Origin of the sequence: Bacillus cereus group sp. BfR-BA-01350 (genome assembly GCF_022663775.1) — a bacterium.
Lineage (GTDB): Bacteria > Bacillota > Bacilli > Bacillales > Bacillaceae_G > Bacillus_A > Bacillus_A paranthracis.
This window is the reverse complement of record NZ_JAKUGD010000002.1, coordinates 334,971-358,567: the sequence shown is the minus strand read 5'-3', so window position 1 is coordinate 358,567 and position 23,597 is coordinate 334,971. Positions and strand designations below refer to the sequence as shown.

The window sequence follows — 23,597 nt, the reverse complement described above, 5'->3', positions numbered from 1 at the left end:
GTTGCCTAGTCATCTTCTCTACATCCATTATAAGTCGAGGAACATTACGAAAAGAACCCTCTAAAAACTTTCTCAAATTCAATTCGTACATTAAACAAATTCAAATAGCACAGCTAGATAAATATAGTGGTGTTATTTGAATTTGAGCATAATAGCTATAAAATTTTATAATAAATAACTGTTGCATCTAAATTACCATTTGGAGAAATTGCGTATTCTGGTATTTTTCCAGCTTCTTGATAATCTAATGATCTATACAATTTATTCGAAGGATCTCCTTCTCTAGTATCTAGCACTAAAAGAGTCCTGTTTTCTTGCTTCGCTCGTTCCTCTGCTTTGCGCATAAGTGAACGTCCAATGCCATTACGTCTAAAGTTTGGATGAGTCATTAACTTACAAATTTCAGCTCTATGAATCCCATTAGGCTTTGTAACTAAATGTAATTGAATACTCCCTGCCACTTCATTATTTATTTTAGCAGCATATAAGATCACTTCTGGTGCTAAAACAGTTTCCCAATACTTCGCTGATTCTTTTTGTTCCAGTGGAGGTAAAAAACCAATTGACGCTCCATCATCTACAACCGTTTTCAAAAGGTTAGAAAGCTCTTCCATATCATCTTTTATTTGCTTAACCTCTTCAATTACTAAATTTTGCATTACTAATCCCCCTTTTGTTTCATTGTACCAATTTTTAAAGCAGGAATAATGATATACTAAGATGAAATTCTTTAAAACATGATTTTTTAGGGAAAGGATAACGATATGAAATATATAGTAGATAGAACATATGCAAAAGAAGTACTCGAATGGGCATATGAACAAAACCCCGGTCCTTGGTTTGAACATTCAATAAATGTTGCTCAGGCAACTGAAAACATAATTATAGAACTTATTAAAAATGGGTATAACCTAGATGCTGATATAGCATATAATGCTGCCCTTTTGCATGATATCGGAAGATACAAAGGTTTTACCAAATCGGTCATTCATTCCTATGATGGTTATATGTATATGAATGATTTAGGGTATACAGGAAACGCTGTTATTTGTGTTACACACTCATTCCCATGCAAAAATGAACATATAGATATCGCAGCGGAGTGGAGTCTCGTTCCTGACCATATGAGAATCCAGTTAGTTGAAATATTGAATGAACATTGTAACTACGATTTATACAATAAAGTAATTACTCTTTGTGATGCTCTTGCTGACGCGGATGGTTTTACTACACTGGAAAGAAGATTGATTTCCGTTGGTTTACGTCATGGTACAACGTCTCATACTACATCATTACATTGGAAAGGGTTTTATGCAATTAAGAAAGAATTAGAAGCTTTAATCGGTAAAAGCATATACACAGTTCTTCCTGATGTAGAGAATTCGATTTATGAAGATATAAAATATTAAAATGAATACAAATTTAACTTCACATAAAAAACGTTTTAAACATAAAGTTTAAAACGTTCTTTTCTATTCAATGCTTATGATTTTTCAGTTCTGTTAAACACTCTTGCACTAAAGTTACTGCTTGACTCATTGCAGCTCCACCAGCAAATGCTGCTGATACACCACACGCTTCCAGAATTTCTTTATCTGAACACCCTTGATCAAGACAACCTTTTGTATGATAAACGGTACAATATTCATCTTGCGTTGCTAGACTAATTCCTAATGCGATAAGTTGTTTTTCCCTTTTTGTTAAAGAACCCTCTTGAAAACAAGCTTGCGTGAAAGCATTATATGTTTCAGCAATTTCAGGAATTTGGTTTGTAAAACTACCGATTCCTTCTTTATAATGATGTAGAACGTCATTTACTGAACTATGATGTTGTTCGTGTTCCATCTTATTATTACCCCCATTCAAATTATCTGTACCTACTGTAGTATGTGATGAAAAGGAGGCAATATACCTCGTTAAATGGAATGAATATTCAGTTTATTTAAACTACAGTTTCAGACTATCATCCACTACCGCTTGTTCTTTAACGTTTTTTCTTTGAACCTCTTTACTTCTTTCTTCCCAAAATGTTAAACCTTCAATCCCTACATTTTTAGGATCAAATACTGGATCTTTCCCTTCTTTTTTCTGTGCTTCATAATCTTTTAACACTTTTAATGCGATTTTACTTAATAGTAGAATCGCAATTAAGTTTAACCATGCCATACTACCAATTCCTAAATCCCCAAGATTCCATAAAAGCGACGCTGATTCTATGCTACCGATGTAAACCATAATTAAAAATCCAATTTTCAAAACTGGTTTTAACCAGCTATATTTAAGCTCACGATCTAAATAAGTAAGTGTCGTTTCAGCGATATAGTAGTATGCGAGTAAAGTTGTAAATGCGAAGAAGAAGATTGCGATTGAAATGAATAATGGACCAAACCCAGTCATAACAGTTTCAACTGCTTGTTGTGTATAGATTGGACCAGCATCAACATTCCCTATATTTTTTACAATAGCGCTTTTCCCTTCCGGTATAACATTATACATACCTGTTATTAAAATCATAAGAGCTGTCGCTGTACATACGATAATTGTATCAATGTATACAGAAAAAGCTTGAACTAACCCTTGTTTTGCTGGGTGAGATACTTCAGCCGCAGCAGAGCTATACGTCGCTTCTCCAACGCCAGCTACATTTGAAAATACAGCGCGCTTTACGCCCCATGCGATTGCTGCACCAACGATTCCACCAAACATTTCATTTACACCGAAAGCACTTGAGAAAATTAAAGCGAACATACTTGGAATTTCTGTTACATTCGCAATTAATACGATACATGTAACAATTACATAACCAATTGCCATAAATGGAACGAGCATTTGAGAAACGCCTGCAATTCTCTTTACGCCACCAAAAATGATTGCTGCTAATAATATGACTAACAATATACCAGTTATATATTTGCTAATCCCATTAGAGTTTTCGAATCCAACTGCGATACTACTAGATTGAATACCTGGTAATAAAACACCATATGAAAGTGTTACAACGACCGCTACAATGACAGCAAACCATTTCATGTTTAAGCCTTTTTCAATGAAATACGGTGTACCACCGCGATATTCATTTCCAACTTTACATTTATATATTTGAGATAATGTTGATTCGACAAAGGCACTAGCTGCTCCTAAAAGAGCCATTACCCACATCCAAAATACAGCTCCAGGCCCGCCGAAAGCGATAGCTGTTGCGACCCCTGCAATATTACCTATTCCGACCCTACCTGATAAGGCTAAACAAAATGCTTGAAAGGATGAAATTCCCGTCTCCGAGCTCTTCCCTTCAAATAATAGTTTAATCATCTCTTTAAAATAACGAATTTGTAGAAAACGAGTTACAATAGTAAAATACACCCCTGCCCCTAATGCGAAAATAACTAGCCCTATACTCCATACTTGCCCTACTAACCACTCTACTAATTGCTCCATCCAAATCCCCCTTATCATTCTTTTGAAAACTATTTTATATATAAGAAAACGGACAACTATTATTAAATCTTCCAGTTGTCCGTATCTCTTATTATTTCATCCCTCTATTTATTAACAGTTAGATTCTCTATTACTTTATATTTACCCAAACACTCTTCACTTCTGTGTAATTATCAAGCGCATATGAACCTAACTCACGACCGATTCCAGATTGTTTAAACCCACCAAATGGTGCCGCTGCATTTTCTAAGTTATAATCATTAATCCATACTGTTCCTGCCTTTAACTTATTGGCAACTTGATGTCCTGTTTTAATATTTTGTGTCCATACGCCCGCAGCAAGCCCATATGACGAACGATTTGCTCTTTCGATTACTTCTTCCGTTGAATCAAATGAAAGTACAACGACAACAGGACCGAAGATTTCTTCCTTAACTATCGTCATATCGTCCGTAACATCTGTAAATACGGTTGGCTGTACAAAATAACCTTTTTCAAATGCACGTTCACCACCAGCAGCAACAGTCGCGCCTTCAGCTTTTCCTTGTTCAATGTAATGTAGTACACGCTCTTGTTGCTTTTTAGATACGAGTGGACCCATTTCCGTTTCCTTCTCCATACCTGCTCCAAGTTTCACGTTATTCGCCATTTTTACTAGTTCATTTACGACTGTTTCGTAATGTTTTCGATGAACGAACACGCGAGATCCAGCACTACAATTTTGGCCGTGATTATACATAATACCTTGGAATGCACCGTTAATCGCTTCTTCTAAATCAGCATCTTCTAAAATGATATTTGGCGATTTACCACCAAGTTCTAACGTTACATGTTTAATTGTTTCTGCAGATTGACGCATAATATATTTTCCTGTAACTGTTGAACCTGTGAAGGCTACCTTATCAATATCATGATGGTTTACAATTGCAGCTCCCGCTTCAGGGCCGAAACCTGGCACAAAGTTTACAACACCATCTGGAAAACCTGCTTCTTTAAAAAGTTTCGCTGTATATAATAACGATAAAGGAGTTTGCTCTGCTGGTTTTAATACGATCGTACAACCTGTTGCTAGTGCAGCTCCCATTTTCCAAGAAGACATAACGAGCGGAAAATTCCAAGGAATAATTTGACCTACAACGCCAACAGGTTCATGGCGTGTGTAATTTAAGTAATCTTTTGAAATCGGAATGGTTTGCCCGATAATTTTCGTAGCCCATCCCGCATAATAGCGATAATTTTCTACAGTCGCTGCAATATCATCATCCAGTGCTACTTGATATGGTTTCCCGTTATCTAAAGCTTCTAACTGCGCCAATTCTTCTCCATGCTCTTCAATTAAGTCTGCTAATTTATAAATAAGATGTGCTCTTTCAGCAGTAGTCATTTCTGCCCAAGGTCCTGATTCAAATGCAGATCTTGCCGCTTTTACTGCGACATCAATATCCTCTTCTTGTGCTTCGCATACGATAGCTAAAACATCTTCAGTTGCTGGATTGTATGTCTCAAATGTCTTTCCACTAATGGAAGGAACAAATTCACCATTAATAAACATTTTAATTTCTTCATTTAAAAACGCTTTCACTTTTGGTTTTAGTTCAATGTTTTTCGTTAACATTTATGCTCTCCTCCTTATTTAAACAGCTGCATGAGCTGCAATTTTTGAAATAATCGTTTGAAGTTTTTGATCTTCTTCTTCAGTTAATCCGAGTCTCGGATAACGTGAAGGTCCTCCAGCTTGCCCGTGTAATTCCATTGATCGTTTCACAATTTGCACATACTTTCCTGATCCTTCAAGAAACTCGCAAAGAGGTAAAATAGCGTCGTTTATTTCCCAAGCTTTTTCTAATTCACCATTATGAAAATGCTCATACATTTTCGTAACAAGTCCCGGTACGATATTACCTGCTACTGAAACCCAGCCCGTCGCACCAACTAAATAAGATTCCATAACTAAATCTTCAGATCCACAGAATACTTGAAACGCACCTTCGCCTTGTCTTACTAAATCTCTTGCTTTTCGAATATCTCCGCTAGATTCTTTAATATGTGTAACATTTTCACACTCTTTTCCAATACGTAGCATGAGTTCTGTACTCATATCAACACCAGATGTAAACGGATTATTGTATAACATAATTGGTATATTTACAGCGTTTGAGATTTCTTTAAAGTGAAAATAAATTTCCTCTTCTTTTGGCTTACAATAGTATGAGTTAATAATTAATGCGCAGTCCGCTCCGTGCGTTTCTGCATGTTTTGTAAATTCAATCGTTTCTTTCGTCGTTTCTGCTGCAGTTCCAACAATAACCGGAATACGGCCATTAACTTCTTTTAATACTGTTTCTACCATTTTAAATCGTTCTTCTTTTGACAAACTAACAAACTCTCCTGTGCTTCCGTTTATAATAATGCCAGCCACTTTTTGCTCAATAAAGTAGTTTACGTTTTGTTTTACACCGTTCCAATTAATTTCTTGAAACTCATCCATCGGTGTGATTAATACTGGAAATGCCCCTTTAATTGTTTTCATATTTATCTCTCCCCTTACCATTTTATTTTAATAAAAATCCTGCTGGAAATGGATCTGTAGGGTCTAGTAGAAATGTCTGCACCCCTGTAATAAAACCTCTACTTTCAAAACGGAAAATGTAACCCGTTTCTTCCCTTTTCACTTTTTCAACTGTTATAAAGCTATTAAATATACTTTTATTTATAAAAGGTTTATCCGCTATACTATCGTTTTTAAATAACGTATGAACAAATGACACAATAGTAGAGACAAACCCCGGCGAACGTACGATAAAGCTATCTTCATGAAAGGTAATCGACTTTATATGGTTCTTCTCTTTCTGCGAAGGCTCTACTAAAATAAGCCTTTTTATTAGCGACTGTTTTTGTATAGTTTGGAGTGTAGCTTCTCCCCATTTTTTCAACTCAGAAATGTTTTCAATACAAATTTCTGGAGAATACGCACCTTTTTCTACAACTGCGTATACTTTATCTGCCTGTATAAGAGAGTAACTTATATTACCAACCTGTAAATTTTTCTCAATCAAATAACATAGTTTACTTTCAAACGAAACAGATACAACTTCATCATTCTCTACATACGCATGGACTGAAAATATGCCAGATAACGTTTCGATTTTGTATTGATTCGTCTCTCTCTTTTTTAAATAGCCGCTTTCTAGTAACATCGTTATGACTGCGACAATACCTCCGTAATGGAGAGGAATTGACCCTTCATGATTAAAAAATAATACAGCTGCATCGACTTCCGGATGAATAGAAGGAACGACGATACATCCATTTAAACCGATAAAACCACGCGGTTCATTTAATAAAAGCTGCATTTCTTCTGCTAATTCACCTGAAAATTGTTCGTTTAATTGTTCTAAATTGTAGTAGTACTTGCATGGTACATCTTTGATTACACGGAATGCCTCTCCATTTACGTGTACGTCTACTGCTGTATACATTTTTTGAATGTTCATTTTACATCCTCCGTTTCATGTTCCATCGGCGGAATTAGCAAAAAGCCTTCTTTCAGTGGATCCTTTTCATTGTAAAAAAATCTATGCATCCCCATAAGCCAAGCTGAACCTGTAATTTTCGTTACGACAGCTTCAATATTTTCAACATTTGTCGTATTTATGACACAACCTTTAAATAAAGAGCCAACGATACTCTCGTGAACAAACTCTTCATCAATCTCAATTTTTTGGTTAGCATATAATACCGCTAACTTTGCTGATGTTCCTGTACCACATGGAGAACGATCAATTCCTCCAGGCGGAACGACAACTGTATTTTTCACATGCGCACTTTCATGTGTAGGATCTGTATAAAACTCCACATGGGTTAATCCTCTAATAAACGAATGCTCTGGATGAATGATTTCAAATTTCTCATTAATGATATTTCTTATATGAATTGCCTTATCTATGATTGTAGATGCGTTTTCTGGTACTAACTCTAACCCTACTGATTTCGCATCGATAATGGCATAAAAATTCCCTCCATACGCAATATCCGCCTCTACAGTTCCAATGTCTTCGACGTCTACAGTAATGTGTTTCAGTAAAAAAGCTGGTATGTTACAAAAGGAGACTTCTTTCGCTTTTCCATCTTGAACAAAGATATCCACTTCAACTAAGCCGGCTGGCGTGTCTAACTTTAACGAGGTAATCGGTTCAACTACCGGAATTAAACCTGATTCAATTAAAGCTGTACATACACCAATTGTATCGTGACCACACATCGGTAAATATCCACCTGTCTCTATGTAAATAACACCAATATCTGCTTCAGGATGACACGGATCTGTTAATAGTGCTCCGGACATTACATCATGACCACGCGGTTCATTCATTAACAATTTGCGAATCCAGTCATACTCCTTTTTCATATGTAACATCTTCTCTGCCATCGTCTCGCCTATTAACTTAGGCAGGCCGCTAATCAATGTTCTCGTTGGATTCCCACCCGTATGTGTATCAATCGTCGTAAAGACTCTTTGTGACCTCATCCGTTTAACACCCTTTCTGTAAAACGACTCAAACGAAGTGGTTCAATAGGAATGATTGTTTCTTTTTCGTTTAATAACTCTTCAATCACTTTTCCTGTAACTGCGGCAAGACTAATGCCATCCCCCTCATGCCCTGCTGCTATAAAGTAATTTGGGATATGTTCCACACGTGAAATAATCGGCAAATGATCTTCTGTCCACGGGCGTAATCCAGCATATGAACGAATCACCATCATATCCGCCATTTTCGGATAAAAATGTATTGCTCTGTTCGCAATACATTTAATAACCTCGTTATTTATCCTCGTATGAAACCCTACAAACTCTCTACTACTACCAATTAAAAAATTTTGGCTTTCTGTCGGCTCAAACACAAGAGCTACCCCATATTTTTCAGTTAAAGCATCCACTTTTCGTTTTCCGCCAAATTTAGAAATTAAATAACCAAATTCCATTACTTTACGGCAACCAACGTGTTGTTGCCTTGAAGCTACAATAATATGCCCTTTTCTCGGTTCAATTGGGATATTTACATCCAACATTTGTCCGATTTTCGGAGCCCACACACCCGCTGCGTTCACCACTTGCTTCGCAGTAAACGTCCCATTTGTCGTTTCTACAATAAAGGAACCGTCTTTATCTCTTTTCATTTCTTTTACTTCCGTATGATTAAAAGCCTTCGTACCATATTTCTTCGATTCTGCAAGAAGTGAAAAAGCAAGAAGATATGGATTTACAGTCGAATCTGTTGCGCATTCTAACCCGCCTAATAAATCATCTGCAAAAAATGGCGATTCCGCTCTTATATCTTGCCTATCAAGCATTCGAAACGGTAAACCCGCTTCTTTTTGACGATTCACCCATTGCTGCGCTGCTTCCATCTCTTCATCCGACTCACATACGAGAATACTTCCTGGTGCCCTATATTCAAATGAGTGCTCTAACTCTTCACTTAAATCCGTTACTAATTTTTGACTTACTAACGACATTTGACTATCAAATCCTGGGTCTTTATCAATAGCCAAAATATTTCCATCGCAGCGTGAAGACGTCCCGCTGACAAATTCTCCTTTTTCAATGATTGTTACGTCTCTTCCGTATTTTGAAGTGTAATAAGCGATCGAGCAGCCAATAATACCGCCGCCAATTATTAAAACGTCGCAGTGCCTCACAAAATACTCCTCCTTCCCCTAAAGCTCTCACTTTCTTTTATGCAATTGACGTGCCAACTGTACATATATACAATTTTTACAAATAATATTTTTACTTGTAAAAATATTTTAAATTTATCGCAAATAAGTGTATTATTTTTTTATCACTGTCAAAATTTTTATACATAATAGGAGGACAATATGGCATTCTCATTTCCCTCAATAAAAGAATTTCTAAAAATTTTATCCATTGATCATACATACTGCTTGCAACATATTGAGCAAATTAACGGAAAGTATTATTACCGCCCTTCTACTACAGAAAAATATAACTGCGCAGTAATATATGAAGATGAATCATTCACCGCTTTAATTGACGCGTTTTCCAATGAAATAGTCGTTATCATAATGAACGAAAATAAAGAGCCTATATGCTGTATAACAGCTCAGCAAATCATCCCGTTTCTTGTTAAGTCATACAATGAACTCCATTCTTTTTATAACACCGTAATACAAACAACGGATTCTTCCGTTACAGTCATCGATGATAAAGAACGCGTTTGCACCTGGACAGATGGCGCCGAGAAGATCTTTTCAGTCAAGCATAATGAAATTATTGGGCAACCTATCACTCGTTTTTTTGACTATAAAGATTTGGAAATTTTGCAATCATTACATGACGGAAAAAGTATAATCGCTCAGTTCCATCAACCTCGTCCAGATTTATTCGTATTAATTAACTCAAATCCAGTTTATTGTAACGGTGAAATTATAGGAGCAGTCGTTTCAGAAACTGACGTTACAAATCAAGTCGCATTAAATGAAAAACTATTCAATATGTCACATGAAATGCACCGTTTAGAACAAGAAGTAGCAAAGTATAAAGATGAATCAGATCCTTTTCTTGCGATGAATGGAAAGAGTCCTGTTATACAAAGAACAATACAATTAGCTAGAAAAGTTTGTTCGGTGAAATCAACTGTTTTAATACTCGGTGAAAGTGGTGTTGGAAAAGAAGTATTTGCGAAAGCAATTCATGAAGCTAGTGAGGCAGCGAAGGCACCTTTTATTTCGATTAACTGTGGTGCCATTCCAGAGGCGTTATTTGAAAGCGAATTATTCGGGTATGAGCGCGGGGCGTTTTCTGGTGCAAATAGTAAAGGTAAGAAAGGTAAAATAGAGCTCGCCCAAGGCGGCACATTATTTCTTGATGAAATAGGAGAAATGCCGCTCGATATGCAAGTGAAACTTTTGCGCGTACTACAAGAACGAAAATATTACCGAGTTGGTGGAGAAAAAGAGATTCATATTGACTTCCGTATTATCGCTGCTACCAATCGTGATTTACAAGAAGAAATGAGAAAAGGCACGTTCCGAGAAGATTTATACTATCGCCTAAATGTAGTTAGTTTGCATATTCCACCGCTGCGCGAAAGACGCGAAGATATTATTGAATTAACCTATTCTTTCCTAAACGATTTTTCAATAAACTATAACAGACCCATTCGCGACTTACCTTCAAGCATTATGCATGAACTGCTTCATTACAATTGGCCAGGTAATATTCGCGAGCTCCGTAACGTTATTGAAAGACTTGTCGTATTTGCGACTGACGGTATTATAAAACAAGAATATTTACCATTCCATACAACTGAAACGTTAGACGAACATTCGACTCATTCCCTATTACTCAGCAACAATAATACAATCCTCTCTTTACAAGAAGAGATGGAGGAACATGAGAAAAAAGTCATTGAGAGGGCTTTACGCATTTTGAATGGGAATAAATTAGAATGTGCGAAACAGCTTGGTGTTACGAGGGCTACTTTATATAACCGTTTAAAAAAACTTGGATTACAATAAACCTTCCCTCCTCTATATTGGCATAGTTTTTGCATTATATAATTTGTGCAAACCGAACTAGAGGAGGAATACATATGACGAATAAAGACCACTTAATTGTTTGTCGATGTGAAGAAGTTACATACGGTCAACTTCAATCGACAATTGCTGATTATAAATGCTCGGCAAGAGAATTAAAACTAAGAACACGTGCTGGCATGGGATTTTGCGGTGGCCGCACATGTAGAATGATGATAGATCGAATGATTGAACATGCAAATCCAGGCGTAACTACAAATGATATTCCATTGAAATATCAACCACCGGTACGAGCAGTTACTTTTGGATCGGTAGGTGAAAGTAAATGAGTAGAATTACACATCACCCTATTTTAGGAAGTTTACATAATAGTAATCGCATTACTTTTCAATTTAACGGTCAACAATATGAAGCATATGAACATGAAACGATTGCGGCCGCTTTACTTGCAAACGGAATAAGAACATTAAGAGTGCACGAAGATAACGGGACACCGCGAGGTATTTACTGTAATATCGGACATTGTTCTGAATGCCGTGTCACTGTAAACAATCAAGCAAACGTACGATCATGCTTAACTGTTGTAGAAAACGGTATGGTTGTTGATAGTGGTAAACAGCATCCAAATATCGTTAGAGAGATGGTGAAAAAGCGATGAATGATGTCATAATTATCGGAGCTGGACCAGCGGGTTTATCAGCCTCTATCTCTTGCGCTCGATTTGGACTGAATGTACTTGTTATTGATGAATTTATGAAGCCTGGCGGGAGATTGTTAGGACAATTACATCAAGAGCCTTCTGGAGAATGGTGGAACGGAATAGAAGAATCGAAGCGACTTCACGATGAAGCAAAATCACTTTCAGTTCATATTCGATGCGGTATTTCCGTCTATAATTTAGATAAAGATGAAAGTTGTTGGTTCGTACATACGAATATCGGTACGTTAGAAGCACCGTTCGTTTTACTTGCTACTGGCGCTGCTGAGTACTCCATTCCCCTTCCCGGTTGGACACTTCCAGGAGTCATGTCAATCGGGGCAGCCCAAGTAATGACAAATGTTCATCGCGTTCAAGTTGGGGAAAAAGGAATCATTATTGGTGCTAACATTTTGTCATTCGCTATTTTGAATGAATTACAATTAGCAGGCATCAAAGTTGAACATATCGTCCTTCCTGAAAAAAGTGAATTAAGTCAACAGGCTGGAGAACCGGAAGAAGTTTTAAATTCTCTATTACATGCTGCACACCTTGCCCCGTCACCTTTATTACGTATAGGTAGTAAATTGATGAAATATAATTGGGCTAAACAAGCTGGATTAACCTTCTATCCAAACAGCGGAATGAAAATAAACGGTACACCTCTTCACCTTCGAAAAGCAGCGCTTGAAATTATCGGAACAGATCAAGTTGAAGGTGTACGCATTGCTAATATTGATACGAAAGGAAATATCGTAACTGGATCGGAACAAATATATGAGGCAGACTTCGTTTGTATTGCCGGCGGCTTATATCCTCTTGCTGAACTAGCTGCTGTAGCTGGCTGCCCTTTCCGTTACATTCCGGAATTAGGCGGTCATGTTCCTCTCCATTCTGAAACAATGGAAACCCCTCTTTCTGGTTTATTTGTAGCCGGCAATATAACTGGCATTGAAAGCGGGAAAATTGCAATGGCACAAGGAACTGTTGCCGGATATTCAATTGTAAAACAAGCAAATAAAAAATCTCATTCGGTTGAACAACACTTACAACAAGCGATCCAACATGTACATGCGGTACGTCAACAAGCTGCTATTCAATTTAACCAAGGTGTTGATGTCGGTAGACGGAAGATGAATGAAATTTGGCAGGATTATTCCCTTGCATATGCCCATACTAAAAAGAGCTGCTGAGATTACTCTCAGCAGCTCTTTTTCCTACTCATCTGAGTTATTAAATTTCGCTAATGCGTAAATGCCTTCTTCATCATCTAATTCAAGTTGTAATCTTGCCGCAAATGAATTGACATTATATTCTCTGTCAAGCAATAAGCGTAGTGCTTCGATTAAGTTCGCTTGAATTAAAATTTGTTGGCGACCATTTACCTCTACTTCAGCAGAGAAACCGTAGTCATCGTCGTACATGAGTTCAACTAAAACTTCTTCTGGACCAACTTGTCTTTTTTCAGCGATATATACGCAAAGTGCATTAATCAGTTCTTGTTCAGAAATTTTTATCGTTTCCATGCTACTTCATCTTCCTTTTTCTTACGTTGATCTTTGAAGTATTTAAATGCACGAACTGCTAACATTACGATACCAGCCATTACTAACATATTTACCATAAATGCTAATACAGAACCAAGAGCTCCCATATTTGCAAATAAGCTACCCATTAGTAAACCACCAAGACCACCTAGTAATAAACCTTTCATAAAGCTTCCTTTATTACTTTTTGGTGCTGTGTTTGTTGCTTTCGTTTTTGAATCTGGAGTCGTTTTTTGAGAATTTACATTTGAATCTTTTTTGTTTAAATCAACTTTTGATTTTTGGCCTGAACTTGGTGAAAATGATTTTTTACCAGATTTGTAACTTTTCGCTGCCGCATGATCTACGAACATAAAGCTACTAGCACCAAAGATTACCATGAATGCTGTCATGACTGCTACAAGTTTTTTCAACATATTATATCCATTCTCCTTTTATATAGATATATGTGAAATCTATCTCTCTAGTAAATTCAGAATGATAGATTTATTTTTAAGAACATTTTAAGGTTCTTATGAACTTATTATATGAACTTTTGTCGAAATATGCAAGTATTATTTACTTCCGACAGTTTTATGACATAAGGAAAAATTAAGCAAAACAGAATTGACTTTAAATGAAACAAAACATATTATAGGTTCATAAGAACTTTTTATTATTTATGGAGGTGAAAAGATGGAAACATTTCATCTCACACGAAACGAAATGGCTACCCTTCTTCTATCACTAAGAGGTTGGAATACGAAAAAGCCTCTCGGTATTTTACAAGAAGCTTGGGCAAAGTCACATAAAAAAGATATTGAAAGCGGACAAAGCGTTACTGCTTTTATTACTACCGCACTTTCACCTATTTTCGAAAAACTAATTAAGATTGAAGATACGGACGTTGGTTTTTCATTAAATGAAATAGTTGCGCTTGGCAATCAAATTGAAAATACAAGTTTCTCAGTAACAGCCATGCAGAACTGGGTGAAACGAGATATAAAAGAAATGATTGGCTCTCCTCAAAAAGGAAAAAAATATTCAATTGAACAAGCAGCCTTACTATTCATTGTTGAAGATTTAAAAACAGCACTTGATTTCGAATCCATTCGTAAGCTATTACGCCTTATCGTAAATGACCCAGCCGATCGAAGTGATGACTTAATCAATCCTGTTCATTTATATGGAGCATACTCTTCTCTATTTGAAGAACTCAATCAAGGGAATTGCTTACAATTAAATGCAACAGATACAATCCATACAATTGAAAACATCGTAAAAGAAAGAGCTGATAAAATTGCAAGCAAGTTCGATCAAATTAATAATGAACAACGCGAAGCAATTCGTAACGCCATTATTATCGCCACACTCTCTGTGCATACCGCTTATGTACAAATGTTAGCGAAACGTTACGTAACAGCAACTTTATTTTTACAGAATTTAGATGTGAAGCCGTAAAAAATAGGAGCAGAAATGCTCCTATTTTTTTATGAGAAATTTTTAATAATCTTTTCATTATCTCTTCATGAAAATTGAACTTATATATTTTACTATAATACTTATAAAGGACATAAAAGAATTGAAATAGCAATCCTCTATACAAATAAGGTATAATCTACACATAGTGAATCTTTTATATTATTAACTATAAGGTTCACCTATTCAAAAATACATAAACTAGAAGGTGCAACAATGGTAAGTAGTTTTATTCACTCAGTATTAACATTTTTTGAAGGGTTAGGTTATTGGGGCATTATGCTTGGACTTATGATTGAAATTATTCCAAGTGAGATTGTCCTTGCTTATGCGGGATACTTAGTATTCAATGGTAGTATCTCATTTTTAGGTGCAGTTGTGTTTGGTACAATTGGTGGTGTTATTGCTCAAATCTTTATTTATTGGATTGGACGATACGGCGGACGCCCTATTTTAGAACGTTACGGAAAATATATTTTCATACATAAAAAACAAATAGATGCTGCAGAAGATTGGTTTAATCGTTACGGAACTGGCGTCATTTTTACAGCACGCTTCATTCCAGTAGTGCGTCATGCGATTTCAATTCCTGCTGGTATTACAAAAATGTCATTCCTACGTTTCACTACGTTAACAGCACTCGCAATCATCCCTTGGTCTATCATTTTCATTTACTTAGGTGAAAAACTAGGTGAAAATTGGGAGAATATTAATGATATCGCTGGACCATATGTGAAATCATTCGCAATTGGTGGCGTCATACTTATTGTTTTATACTTCGTTATAAAAAAATGGACAAAAAAACGTAAAAATCTTGCGTAAAAATATATAATAAAAACCGCTATACATTCATTACGAATGTTAGCGGTTTTTATTATAGGCTTGATTTTGTATTAGAAATTGTATTATTTCTTCTTTGTGCTTTAAGTCATGTTGAATGAGTGATGAAAAGTAATGATTTAATTTCACTTTTTTAGTGCCAAATTGGTAGACATTATAAAAATATTTGGTGGGAATTCGCTCAATTTCATCCACTAACTGTTTACGAGTAACACTGAATTGATTTAATAGTCCTTCTTTTGAAATACCAGATCTCGCATATTTAATTGCTCCCTTATTCATTTCCTCAACATCTATTGGAACATTTGGTACAGATTGTCCACTTATAAAGTATGGAATTCTATCCTTTATTAAAAACACGTCCCAAACGATAAAATGTGAAATTACATCCGCAATTGCCCATGAACCTTCTCTTAATGCCTGAAACCATATATCATCAGGTACTCGCTGTAATGTTTGACACCATTCTATTAAATATAATTTTTCTTCCAAAACATTCTCTTTCTTCATTATTCATTCCTTTCTCGCACTTATAATTCATTCATATGAATATCTTCTAGAAATTGTATAAAAAGCCTTCATACTTATGTGGATAAGCTACAATTCACTCATTCATTTCGTATATTATCTCAAAAAGGAGTGATTCCCCTATGCATTGGCAACAAAAAATACAATACTTAATCGGACGCCCTATCGGTATTTCCTTCATTAATGGGCAAGGAACCTCTGGTGTATTATGTTCAGCACATGATGGTCAATTATATGTGTATGAATACCTTTATCAAGCGCAGTTCGCAATGAAGCATTATGATTTTAGACAAATTAAAGATATACATGCCTTTCCGAATTGCCCACATCAAAATCCTCTATACTAAAAAAAGGAACAGCTTATAGCCGTTCCTTTTTCTCCACACTTATTTCTCAGTATAAAAGTTTTGCACTGCTTCATCAAAGTAAATCCAGCCTTTCCAACCTAAATGAATTGTATCTTTTAAGAAATACTTATCATATTCATGGCCAGAGAAATCGACTACTGGATACCCAGCTTTCTCAACTTGTTCCCTAACTTTTTTATAATACACTTCACGGCGCTCTTTAGGGAAACCAGCGTAATCATACCATGGTCCGTTTACAGGTACAGAAATAAAGAGCGGCTTGACATTTTTCTCTTTAAAAATATTTAAAACAATTTGTAAGTCATCATATTCTGGTGATTCTTCATACGATTCATTTGCTCTAAAGTTTTTTAAACCTTTTAACTTTTTCTTCAAATTATGTTTATAGTAATATGGATTTTCAATTCCGAATGTGTTTGTAGTAGATTCCGCTTTCCCTTCTTCTTCCGCATGTTTACGTGCATCTACCCAAGAAATTGAACGTAGTCCCACATTTGTTTTTTCTTTCATCGGCTCAATCTTAAATATGGAGTTAAATAAATCTCTATGATCTAAAATATTTCGATGCATATAAGCAAGTGGTTTAACTAAGCCCGCTTTTACGTTATGTTTCGTATCATTAAATACAATACCTTCTAAGGAATTTTTTAATATATCATCTTCTTGAACAACTTTATAATCTAAAAGTCGTTTCGCAATTTGCTTCTTCATTTCTACATTTATTTTATCATTAAAAATAAAATGATATGCTTGTTGTTTAGAGAAATTGTTCGTAAAATCCCCCTGCGATACACCAGTCTTTGTAAACCATTGTGGTGATAAAACAAAGACTACTTTTTTACCTTCTAACTCATCCATTGTAGATGTCATATTTAATATATGAGCTAAACTTTGTGTACCGCCAATTCCGATTAAATATGGCGTAAAACCAGCGGGATTTACTTTGAAATAATTAGACGGATGATATGCATCCATTCGTAAAAATTCAGATGAACCGTACATCGGTAAATACTGCGAATTCTCTAACATTTTCTGTTGCAAGAATACACTTTGTAATTTTTCTTTTTGTAAAGAAGTTGCCGCATCTTCTACCTTCTTATCACTAATAAGTGATACTAAACTTTTCGATGGGATGAGTATGATAATGAAAAAAAGCACACACGCTAAAATTATCGGACCAAAGGCATGCTTCATTTTCATTTTTTATTCCTCTTCCTATCGCAATTAAATTGTAACCCTTGTCTTTGACACGTCATCATTTCTCTCCTTTTTCTCTATACATGTTCCATTCTATTTATCTATTATATACATGTATGTATTTCTTTCCTTGTTCTATTAAGACCTATATATAGCGCAAGAAAATGTTTCCATAGAAACACGTTAATTATACAAGATTCTACATACATTTCACACTGAAATTTTAGTAATAATTTTATTTTTTAACAATGAAAAAACATATGAAATGTCTAGAATTCTTCGGATGATGTATTGAGTTCAAAATATGATAATAAGCGCCCGCTATAATCAACTTCATGAGTATATATAAACCCTAGATTTCGTAAAAGTTTTTTCGAGTTCTCATTTGCTACTTTTACTCTAGCAATTATTCTTTTTACATTCATCATCTCTTTTGCATATTGAATGGAAGCCTTTGCTGCTTCTGATGCATAGCCATTTCCCCAATATTCCGGATCAAGTAAATACATAATTTCTATTTCACCTGTTTCATCTATTTTTCTTAAACCACAATGTCCTAAAAGCTCTCCTGTATTTCTATTAACTAATAACCATACCCCGAAACCATACTGTTCCCAATGTGATATTAGTTGCATAATATAGTCCTTTGCTTCTTCCTTTGACATTCCCTTTGATTTAGCAAGCCATTTGCCAACAGCCTCTTCTTTTACTATGTTATAAAATTGATCAACATCTTCTATAATGGGCTTTCTCATGAATAACCTTTTTGTATGTATTACTTTCTTTTCTTCAAACATAAAACTTCATTCCCCTCCAAAATTTTATACAGACTAGTAAATTATACCATGTACTATTTACCCGACTTTAACTAAAAAACAGACTACCACAAACGTGGAGTCTGTTTTCTCATCCTTTATTTTTGTACATCTGCCCACTTTAAGCTTGTTGCTGGTCCAAATTGATGTACGTATAAATCTTTCACATATGGCTTTTGTAAGTACGATAATCCGCGCTGGAATACCGGAGCAATTACCGCATCATCCAGCAACATTTTTTCAGCATCTTGCAATGCTTTCCAACGAGCTTTTTCATCATTACCTAATTCTGTTTTAATCTTCTTAATTAACGCATCATATTCTGGATTCGCATATTCAGTATTGTTCACACTGCTTCCAGAAAGGAATACTTCTAAGTAAGTCATTGGATCTGGATAATCTGGTAACCAGCGTGATAACGACATTTCATATTCTTTCTTCTTCTCTAGCGCTAATTTTTGCGTATGTGGTTGTAATTTCACATTTACCTTTAAGCCAGGTAAGTTTTTCTCAAGCTGCTCTTTAATATATTCTCCTACTTTTTTGAAGTTTTCTAAATCATAGTTTAATAACTCAAGCGTTACTTCATTTGTACCTGTTTCTTGCTTCGCCTTTTCCCAATATTCTTTCGCCTGTTTTACATCCGTTTTATTAAACTCACCTGCCGTACTTCTAAAATCTTTCTTATCTGGACCTTTTAAAAATCCTTTTGGCACGTAATAGTTTGCAGCAACCGAACCATCATTTAAAAATGAAGTCGCAAGTCCTTTCTTATCAAACACTGTACTTAGTGCAAGACGTGCATTTTTATTTTTAAGAATCGGCACATTTTCATTAAATCGGAAGAAGTACATAACTGGATCTGTATATTGTTTTAGCTCTTTATTATTTTTATATTTATCTACGAATTCTGTAGAAATGACAGCTCTATCAACTTTATCTGTTTCATATAAATTTACCGCAGTTGAAATTTCTTTAACAATTTGATAGTTTACTTCATCTAGCTTCACTTCTTTTTTATCCCAATACTTATCGTTTTTCTTCATCGTAAAACTAGCTTCATGCTTCCAAGCAGATAATGTAAATGGCCCATTATATACCGCTTTATTTGCTTCTAATCCATATTTATCACCTTGCTCTTTCGCATATTTCTCGTTAATTGGATAGAAGGACGGTAAAATAAGTAGTTTCGTAAAATACGGTACAGGATGTTCTAACTCTACAACGAACGTTTTATCATCCTTCGCTTTTACCCCTAATTCCTCTAATCCTAGCTGTTTCTTATTTATTTTCTCCGCATTTTTCACATCGTACGCAATGTATGCATATTGAGAAGCAGTATCCGGATTAATAAGCTGCTTCCAAGCATATACGTAATCTTGTGCTGTTACTGGATCTCCGTTAGACCATTTCGCATCACGCAAGTGGAATGTATACGTTTTTCCATCTTTGCTCACTTCATATTTTTGTGCGCCAGCTTCAATTACTTCATCATTTTTCGATAAGCGGAATAATCCTTCCATTACGTTATTTAAAACGTTAAATGATACTGCATCAGTTACTTTCCCTGAATTTAATGACGGAATTTCACCCGTTTCTAGTAACTGTAATACTTTCTTCTCATCTTTTGGCTTTGTCGTTGTTTTTTCTTTTGCGCAGCCAACTAAAATTGAAGAAACGAATAGAGTACTAACTAATGAGTAACGAACAACTTTTTTCATTTGAAAACCCCCTCTATTTTTTAAGGTAAGTAACGACGGGCACCAGCATATTCTTCTATATATCCTGGTGTATTTAGCGGTATAATCTCTACTGATCTTTCAGCTCTTGGTGAGTGAATCATATTTCCGTCACCAATATACATAGCAACGTGATGAACACTACCTTTCCCTTGATCATGTGCAAAGAAGATTAGATCTCCTTTTTGTAAATTTGCTTTATCCACTGCAACTCCATTTCTCGATTGCGGACCAGAATCTCGCGGAATGGTAATACCGTGCGATTTATAAATCGTATGTGTAAATCCAGAGCAATCAAATCCGAAGCCACTTGTACCAGCCCAAATGTACGGTAATCCTAAAAACATTTTCCCTGTGTTTATTAAATCATCGGCCGTCGGGGTTGGAATATCATTTTGAGAACGGTAAACCGTTCCATCATTTTTTCGTAGCCAAGCTTTCTGCCCATTTGGTAGCAACACGCGGTATGAAATCGTATCTTCACTAAGTAGCGGCAGTCGCGTATTATAGCTCACTTCAAGCGATTTATGTTTTTCAGAAGGATTTATATATAAAATGGCTGTCGGTTTTGTTACTAATACGAAAGGTTTATTTGTTTTATCTGCAAATTCTTGATTATATGTTAACTGTTTTTCAGGCATCCATCCTGGGTAGCCTTCTTCATTTCGAGGTGTTGGCTGACCATGGACTAACACTTTCACCCAATCCCCTTTTTTATCTACAACTGTTACTTCTTGGCCTAATAACGCTTGCGTTTCTAATTTATTTGCACTTGTTAACCAAAGTTTCTCATCAAGCGTCATCGATTTCGTCCACTTCCACAAATCAACTGGATTTGTAGCACTTGGTGCATCAATTGGCCGTAATGAATCAGGCGTGGTCCAAAGTGTTGCAGCAGATACATCGATAAAAGCCTTACTATCTTTCTTTTCTTCAGCATTTGCTGATGTAAACGATGAAAATATAAATAAAGTTGTTAAAAATGCAGTTCCTACTTTTTTCATACATATCCCCCTTAAAAGATAATTTACTAGTCTCTTCTCCTAAGATTTACTATTCACTGTCCATTGAAGGTTTACCTTTGATCCAGAATAAGTCATTCCTTCCGGTTCTTCCATTAACCAAAGCGGTGCATCAAGATCGAAGTAATGAATATTAGGATGTGCAGCAGCTAAATGTGCAACAGCGCTAACAGAAAGAGAAGATTCCATCATGCTTCCTACCATACATTTCACACCAGCTGCTTCTGCGATATCGGCAATACGCCACGCTTCGCGAATGCCACCACATTTCATTAATTTAATATTGATTAAGTCTGCATATCTTCCTTGCACAATTTTTAATGCATCACTCGCTGAAAATATGCTTTCATCTGCCATAATAGGTGTTTGTACATGATCTTTGACGTACTTTAATCCATCCCAATCTTTCGCATGAACAGGTTGTTCAATAAATTCAATATTTAAATTGCGATTTTCCATCTCTTTAATGATAGAAACTGCCTCTTTTGGATTCCACCCTTGATTTGCATCTAATCGTAACGTCGTATTTTTTGGTATGCTATTTCGAATCGCTTCAATACGTTCTAAGTCTAAGTGTGCAGATTTCCCTACTTTAATTTTTAAAGTTTGAAATCCTTTTTCTACATGTTGCTTTGCCTCTTTCGCCATAGTGAAAGGCTCATCTACACTCACCGTAATATCTGTATGAATTTCTTTCTTCCCGCCTAATAATGCGTAAAGTGGAACGTTATGATATTGACAATACACATCATATAATGCGATATCTACCGCTGCTTTCGCACTTGGATTTCCAATGCAACTCACTTGAATGTGCTGTAGTAACTGCTGAAATTGAATGATATCTTGACCGATTAAACATGAACGCATCGGCCCTAAAATTGCTTCTTCAATCCCGTTAGCGAAATCTCCCGTAATAATCGGTGTTGCAGCTGCAGCTCCCTTACCGATAATTCCTTCATCTGTATGAATATATACATCTATACTTTCTATTTCGGTTACGGTACGAAGAGCTGTTTTAAACGGTGTATGAAGATTAACACGTCTACGATTTACTTTTACATCGGTAATTTTCATTTTGTTCATCCTTTCTTTGTCTAGCAAAATGGATCCTTAATTCTTAACTTTTTTGGATCAAAAGATCTCCGCTTGTGCTTACTTTTCATGTAGAAGGTACATGTGAAATAAAAAAATCCAGCCATAAGAAGATTCTTACGGCTGGATTTTGTCTATGAATGGGTAGACAAAGCAGCGATTTGATTATATTTTTTTTGTGCATCTTTTAATGCTACAAGTAGTGCTTTTTGAGACGAACCGAAATAACGATCTTTTATTTCCATTACTAACGCTGGGTCATTAATATTTTTATGTAGAAATAAATATTTAACAAATTGAGATGTTAATGCAATTGTCGCTGAGCAATCTGCATCTACAATTTCCCCAGTCTCCTTAACAAGTACAAACGCTACAAAATAGCTTTTAAACTTTTCGGTAATGGGATTATTTTGAGGTGCTTTCGCATCCCCTACGACATAAATTGTATTTGAAGCGTACACAGCTCTCTTCCTTTCTAATACGGGATAACGGTTTTCTTAATAGGCGTATGAGTTATAAACTCAACATTGATTAAAAAGTGTATCCGCTTACCTTGTATTATAATACAATTGACAGAATTTTAACAACATTTATTTTCGTATATATTCCATAAGTATAAAAACAGCTCAAGCTCTTCATTTTTACAATATGTAATTGTTTCTTGTACCATGCCATTCCTACATGAAAAAACAGCTAGCTATCGCTAACTGTTCTATTACACTACTTCGGCAACACAAATATAGTTTCATTTGATTTAGAGAATTGATATTCTTTTCTCGCAAACTTCAAAATTTCTTCCTCATCATCTGTTAAATTTTCTATGTTAGTCTTTAAAGAAGCCTCATCTTTCTTTAAAGAAACCAATTGTTTTTTTTGATTCGTTATTGTATCTTTTTTTTCTACAATTATTTCTTGTTGTTTCGTTAAAATAAATTGAACGTACAAAGTAGCCGCCGCAATAAATATAAACATGAATATAAATCGCCTTAGTTTTTTCTTATTAATTGCTTGATTCTCATTAGACTGTGATAGTTGTTCTTGTATATTAGGAACATTTATTCGCTTGAGTTTCCTCATTATGAAATCCCCCTAACACATATATTTTCACTACCATCGGCATGATTTCTTATTAACTTTAATTCTATTCTTATAAAATAAGCTCCTTCACAAAAATATCTCACTAATTAACCAATTAAAGATAGCATTCGACGACATTTCCATATTTACATTGCATTTTTTTATGTATGCTGGCATAAAATAGTAGTTTCTGTTATTCTTTTTCTACTATTGTAGAAG

26 protein-coding genes are annotated in these 23,597 nt (G+C 35.4%); 8 read left to right on the top strand and 18 right to left on the bottom strand.

The genetic code is table 11. The features are described from left to right. Window positions 1-155 precede the first annotated feature (155 nt). Window positions 156-659, bottom strand: coding sequence for a GNAT family N-acetyltransferase (locus tag MR147_RS05960; protein WP_242303790.1), 504 nt, complete (start codon window positions 657-659; stop codon window positions 156-158). A gap of 105 nt (window positions 660-764) precedes the next feature. On the opposite strand from MR147_RS05960, the gene MR147_RS05955 reads away from it, so the two are divergent. Continuing rightward, window positions 765-1,409, top strand: a complete 645-nt coding sequence (locus tag MR147_RS05955) for an HD domain-containing protein (protein WP_242303789.1) — start codon at window positions 765-767, stop codon at window positions 1,407-1,409. Between the two features lie 67 nt (window positions 1,410-1,476). On the opposite strand, the gene MR147_RS05950 is transcribed toward MR147_RS05955, so the two are convergent. From MR147_RS05950 to MR147_RS05920, 7 genes are all read right to left on the bottom strand, one after another. Beyond that, entirely contained in the window at window positions 1,477-1,845 is a 369-nt protein-coding gene (locus tag MR147_RS05950; protein ID WP_000399705.1) for a carboxymuconolactone decarboxylase family protein, read from the bottom strand. Window positions 1,846-1,947: 102 nt separating this feature from the next. Further along, window positions 1,948-3,438 carry an alanine/glycine:cation symporter family protein gene (locus MR147_RS05945; protein WP_242303788.1) on the bottom strand — a complete coding sequence of 497 codons (1,491 nt, stop codon included), beginning with the start codon at window positions 3,436-3,438 and terminating at the stop codon, window positions 1,948-1,950. A 130-nt stretch (window positions 3,439-3,568) separates the two neighbouring features. Continuing rightward, a complete protein-coding gene (locus tag MR147_RS05940; protein ID WP_242303787.1) occupies window positions 3,569-5,053 on the bottom strand; it encodes an aldehyde dehydrogenase family protein in 1,485 nt (494 codons plus the stop codon). Between the two features lie 18 nt (window positions 5,054-5,071). Further along, the gene (gene dapA, locus MR147_RS05935; protein WP_074608596.1) at window positions 5,072-5,968 is read right to left on the bottom strand and encodes a 4-hydroxy-tetrahydrodipicolinate synthase; all 897 of its coding nucleotides are present in this window, start codon (window positions 5,966-5,968) and stop codon (window positions 5,072-5,074) included. Window positions 5,969-5,990: 22 nt separating this feature from the next. Further along, window positions 5,991-6,932 (bottom strand): proline racemase family protein, encoded by a 942-nt coding sequence (locus MR147_RS05930; protein ID WP_242303786.1) that lies wholly within the window; start codon window positions 6,930-6,932, stop codon window positions 5,991-5,993. Beyond that, window positions 6,929-7,966, bottom strand: coding sequence for a proline racemase family protein (locus tag MR147_RS05925; protein WP_001257530.1), 1,038 nt, complete (start codon window positions 7,964-7,966; stop codon window positions 6,929-6,931). Before MR147_RS05925 ends, MR147_RS05930 begins: the two co-directional genes overlap by 4 nt. Beyond that, window positions 7,963-9,138, bottom strand: a complete 1,176-nt coding sequence (locus tag MR147_RS05920) for an NAD(P)/FAD-dependent oxidoreductase (protein WP_242303785.1) — start codon at window positions 9,136-9,138, stop codon at window positions 7,963-7,965. The genes MR147_RS05925 and MR147_RS05920 overlap by 4 nt, the downstream gene beginning before the upstream one ends. A gap of 180 nt (window positions 9,139-9,318) precedes the next feature. Here MR147_RS05920 and MR147_RS05915 point away from each other — a divergent pair, with 180 nt between their 5' ends. The 4 genes from MR147_RS05915 (at window position 9,319) to MR147_RS05900 (ending at window position 12,888) form a co-directional block, all read left to right on the top strand. After that, complete coding sequence (locus tag MR147_RS05915; protein ID WP_242303784.1) at window positions 9,319-10,980, top strand: sigma-54 interaction domain-containing protein; 1,662 nt, start codon at window positions 9,319-9,321, stop codon at window positions 10,978-10,980. Window positions 10,981-11,054: 74 nt separating this feature from the next. After that, window positions 11,055-11,327, top strand: a complete 273-nt coding sequence (locus tag MR147_RS05910) for a (2Fe-2S)-binding protein (protein WP_000182232.1) — start codon at window positions 11,055-11,057, stop codon at window positions 11,325-11,327. Then, window positions 11,324-11,656 (top strand): (2Fe-2S)-binding protein, encoded by a 333-nt coding sequence (locus MR147_RS05905; protein ID WP_074608588.1) that lies wholly within the window; start codon window positions 11,324-11,326, stop codon window positions 11,654-11,656. Before MR147_RS05910 ends, MR147_RS05905 begins: the two co-directional genes overlap by 4 nt. Then, the gene (locus tag MR147_RS05900; RefSeq protein ID WP_074608587.1) at window positions 11,653-12,888 is read left to right on the top strand and encodes an NAD(P)/FAD-dependent oxidoreductase; all 1,236 of its coding nucleotides are present in this window, start codon (window positions 11,653-11,655) and stop codon (window positions 12,886-12,888) included. The genes MR147_RS05905 and MR147_RS05900 overlap by 4 nt, the downstream gene beginning before the upstream one ends. A gap of 24 nt (window positions 12,889-12,912) precedes the next feature. Here the strand turns inward: MR147_RS05900 and MR147_RS05895 are convergent, their stop codons facing one another. After that, a complete protein-coding gene (locus MR147_RS05895; protein WP_000447759.1) occupies window positions 12,913-13,221 on the bottom strand; it encodes a YxcD family protein in 309 nt (102 codons plus the stop codon). Next, complete coding sequence (locus tag MR147_RS05890) at window positions 13,209-13,658, bottom strand: hypothetical protein (protein ID WP_000914472.1); 450 nt, start codon at window positions 13,656-13,658, stop codon at window positions 13,209-13,211. The genes MR147_RS05895 and MR147_RS05890 overlap by 13 nt, the downstream gene beginning before the upstream one ends. A 259-nt stretch (window positions 13,659-13,917) precedes the next feature. Here MR147_RS05890 and MR147_RS05885 point away from each other — a divergent pair, with 259 nt between their 5' ends. Next, a complete protein-coding gene (locus tag MR147_RS05885; RefSeq protein ID WP_016087514.1) occupies window positions 13,918-14,682 on the top strand; it encodes a DUF1836 domain-containing protein in 765 nt (254 codons plus the stop codon). Between the two features lie 234 nt (window positions 14,683-14,916). Further along, on the top strand, window positions 14,917-15,522 hold the full coding sequence (gene uptA / locus MR147_RS05880; protein ID WP_000254816.1) for an undecaprenyl phosphate transporter UptA: 606 nt from the start codon (window positions 14,917-14,919) through the stop codon (window positions 15,520-15,522). 39 nt (window positions 15,523-15,561) lie between these two features. Here the strand turns inward: uptA and MR147_RS05875 are convergent, their stop codons facing one another. Continuing rightward, window positions 15,562-16,050 carry a DinB family protein gene (locus MR147_RS05875; RefSeq protein ID WP_001982153.1) on the bottom strand — a complete coding sequence of 163 codons (489 nt, stop codon included), beginning with the start codon at window positions 16,048-16,050 and terminating at the stop codon, window positions 15,562-15,564. A 140-nt stretch (window positions 16,051-16,190) separates the two neighbouring features. Between MR147_RS05875 and MR147_RS05870 the strand changes: the two genes are divergently transcribed. Next, window positions 16,191-16,415, top strand: coding sequence for a hypothetical protein (locus MR147_RS05870; protein WP_074608582.1), 225 nt, complete (start codon window positions 16,191-16,193; stop codon window positions 16,413-16,415). A gap of 39 nt (window positions 16,416-16,454) precedes the next feature. Here MR147_RS05870 and dltD read toward each other — a convergent pair whose 3' ends face one another. The 7 genes from dltD to MR147_RS05835 form a co-directional block, all read right to left on the bottom strand. After that, window positions 16,455-17,636: a D-alanyl-lipoteichoic acid biosynthesis protein DltD gene (gene dltD, locus MR147_RS05865; RefSeq protein ID WP_000782319.1), complete on the bottom strand. Its 1,182-nt coding sequence runs from the start codon at window positions 17,634-17,636 to the stop codon at window positions 16,455-16,457. 266 nt (window positions 17,637-17,902) lie between these two features. Next, a complete protein-coding gene (locus MR147_RS05860) occupies window positions 17,903-18,430 on the bottom strand; it encodes a GNAT family N-acetyltransferase (RefSeq protein ID WP_242303783.1) in 528 nt (175 codons plus the stop codon). Window positions 18,431-18,546: 116 nt separating this feature from the next. Next, window positions 18,547-20,169, bottom strand: coding sequence for a peptide ABC transporter substrate-binding protein (locus MR147_RS05855; protein WP_242303782.1), 1,623 nt, complete (start codon window positions 20,167-20,169; stop codon window positions 18,547-18,549). 20 nt (window positions 20,170-20,189) lie between these two features. After that, on the bottom strand, window positions 20,190-21,191 hold the full coding sequence (locus MR147_RS05850) for a C40 family peptidase (protein ID WP_074608578.1): 1,002 nt from the start codon (window positions 21,189-21,191) through the stop codon (window positions 20,190-20,192). A 39-nt stretch (window positions 21,192-21,230) separates the two neighbouring features. Then, a complete protein-coding gene (locus MR147_RS05845) occupies window positions 21,231-22,292 on the bottom strand; it encodes a dipeptide epimerase (protein WP_139302814.1) in 1,062 nt (353 codons plus the stop codon). Window positions 22,293-22,435: 143 nt separating this feature from the next. Next, the gene (locus MR147_RS05840) at window positions 22,436-22,762 is read right to left on the bottom strand and encodes a DUF3870 domain-containing protein (RefSeq protein WP_000271324.1); all 327 of its coding nucleotides are present in this window, start codon (window positions 22,760-22,762) and stop codon (window positions 22,436-22,438) included. Window positions 22,763-23,021: 259 nt separating this feature from the next. Beyond that, window positions 23,022-23,378 carry an FtsB family cell division protein gene (locus MR147_RS05835; RefSeq protein ID WP_001228716.1) on the bottom strand — a complete coding sequence of 119 codons (357 nt, stop codon included), beginning with the start codon at window positions 23,376-23,378 and terminating at the stop codon, window positions 23,022-23,024. Between the last annotated feature and the right edge of the window lie 219 nt (window positions 23,379-23,597).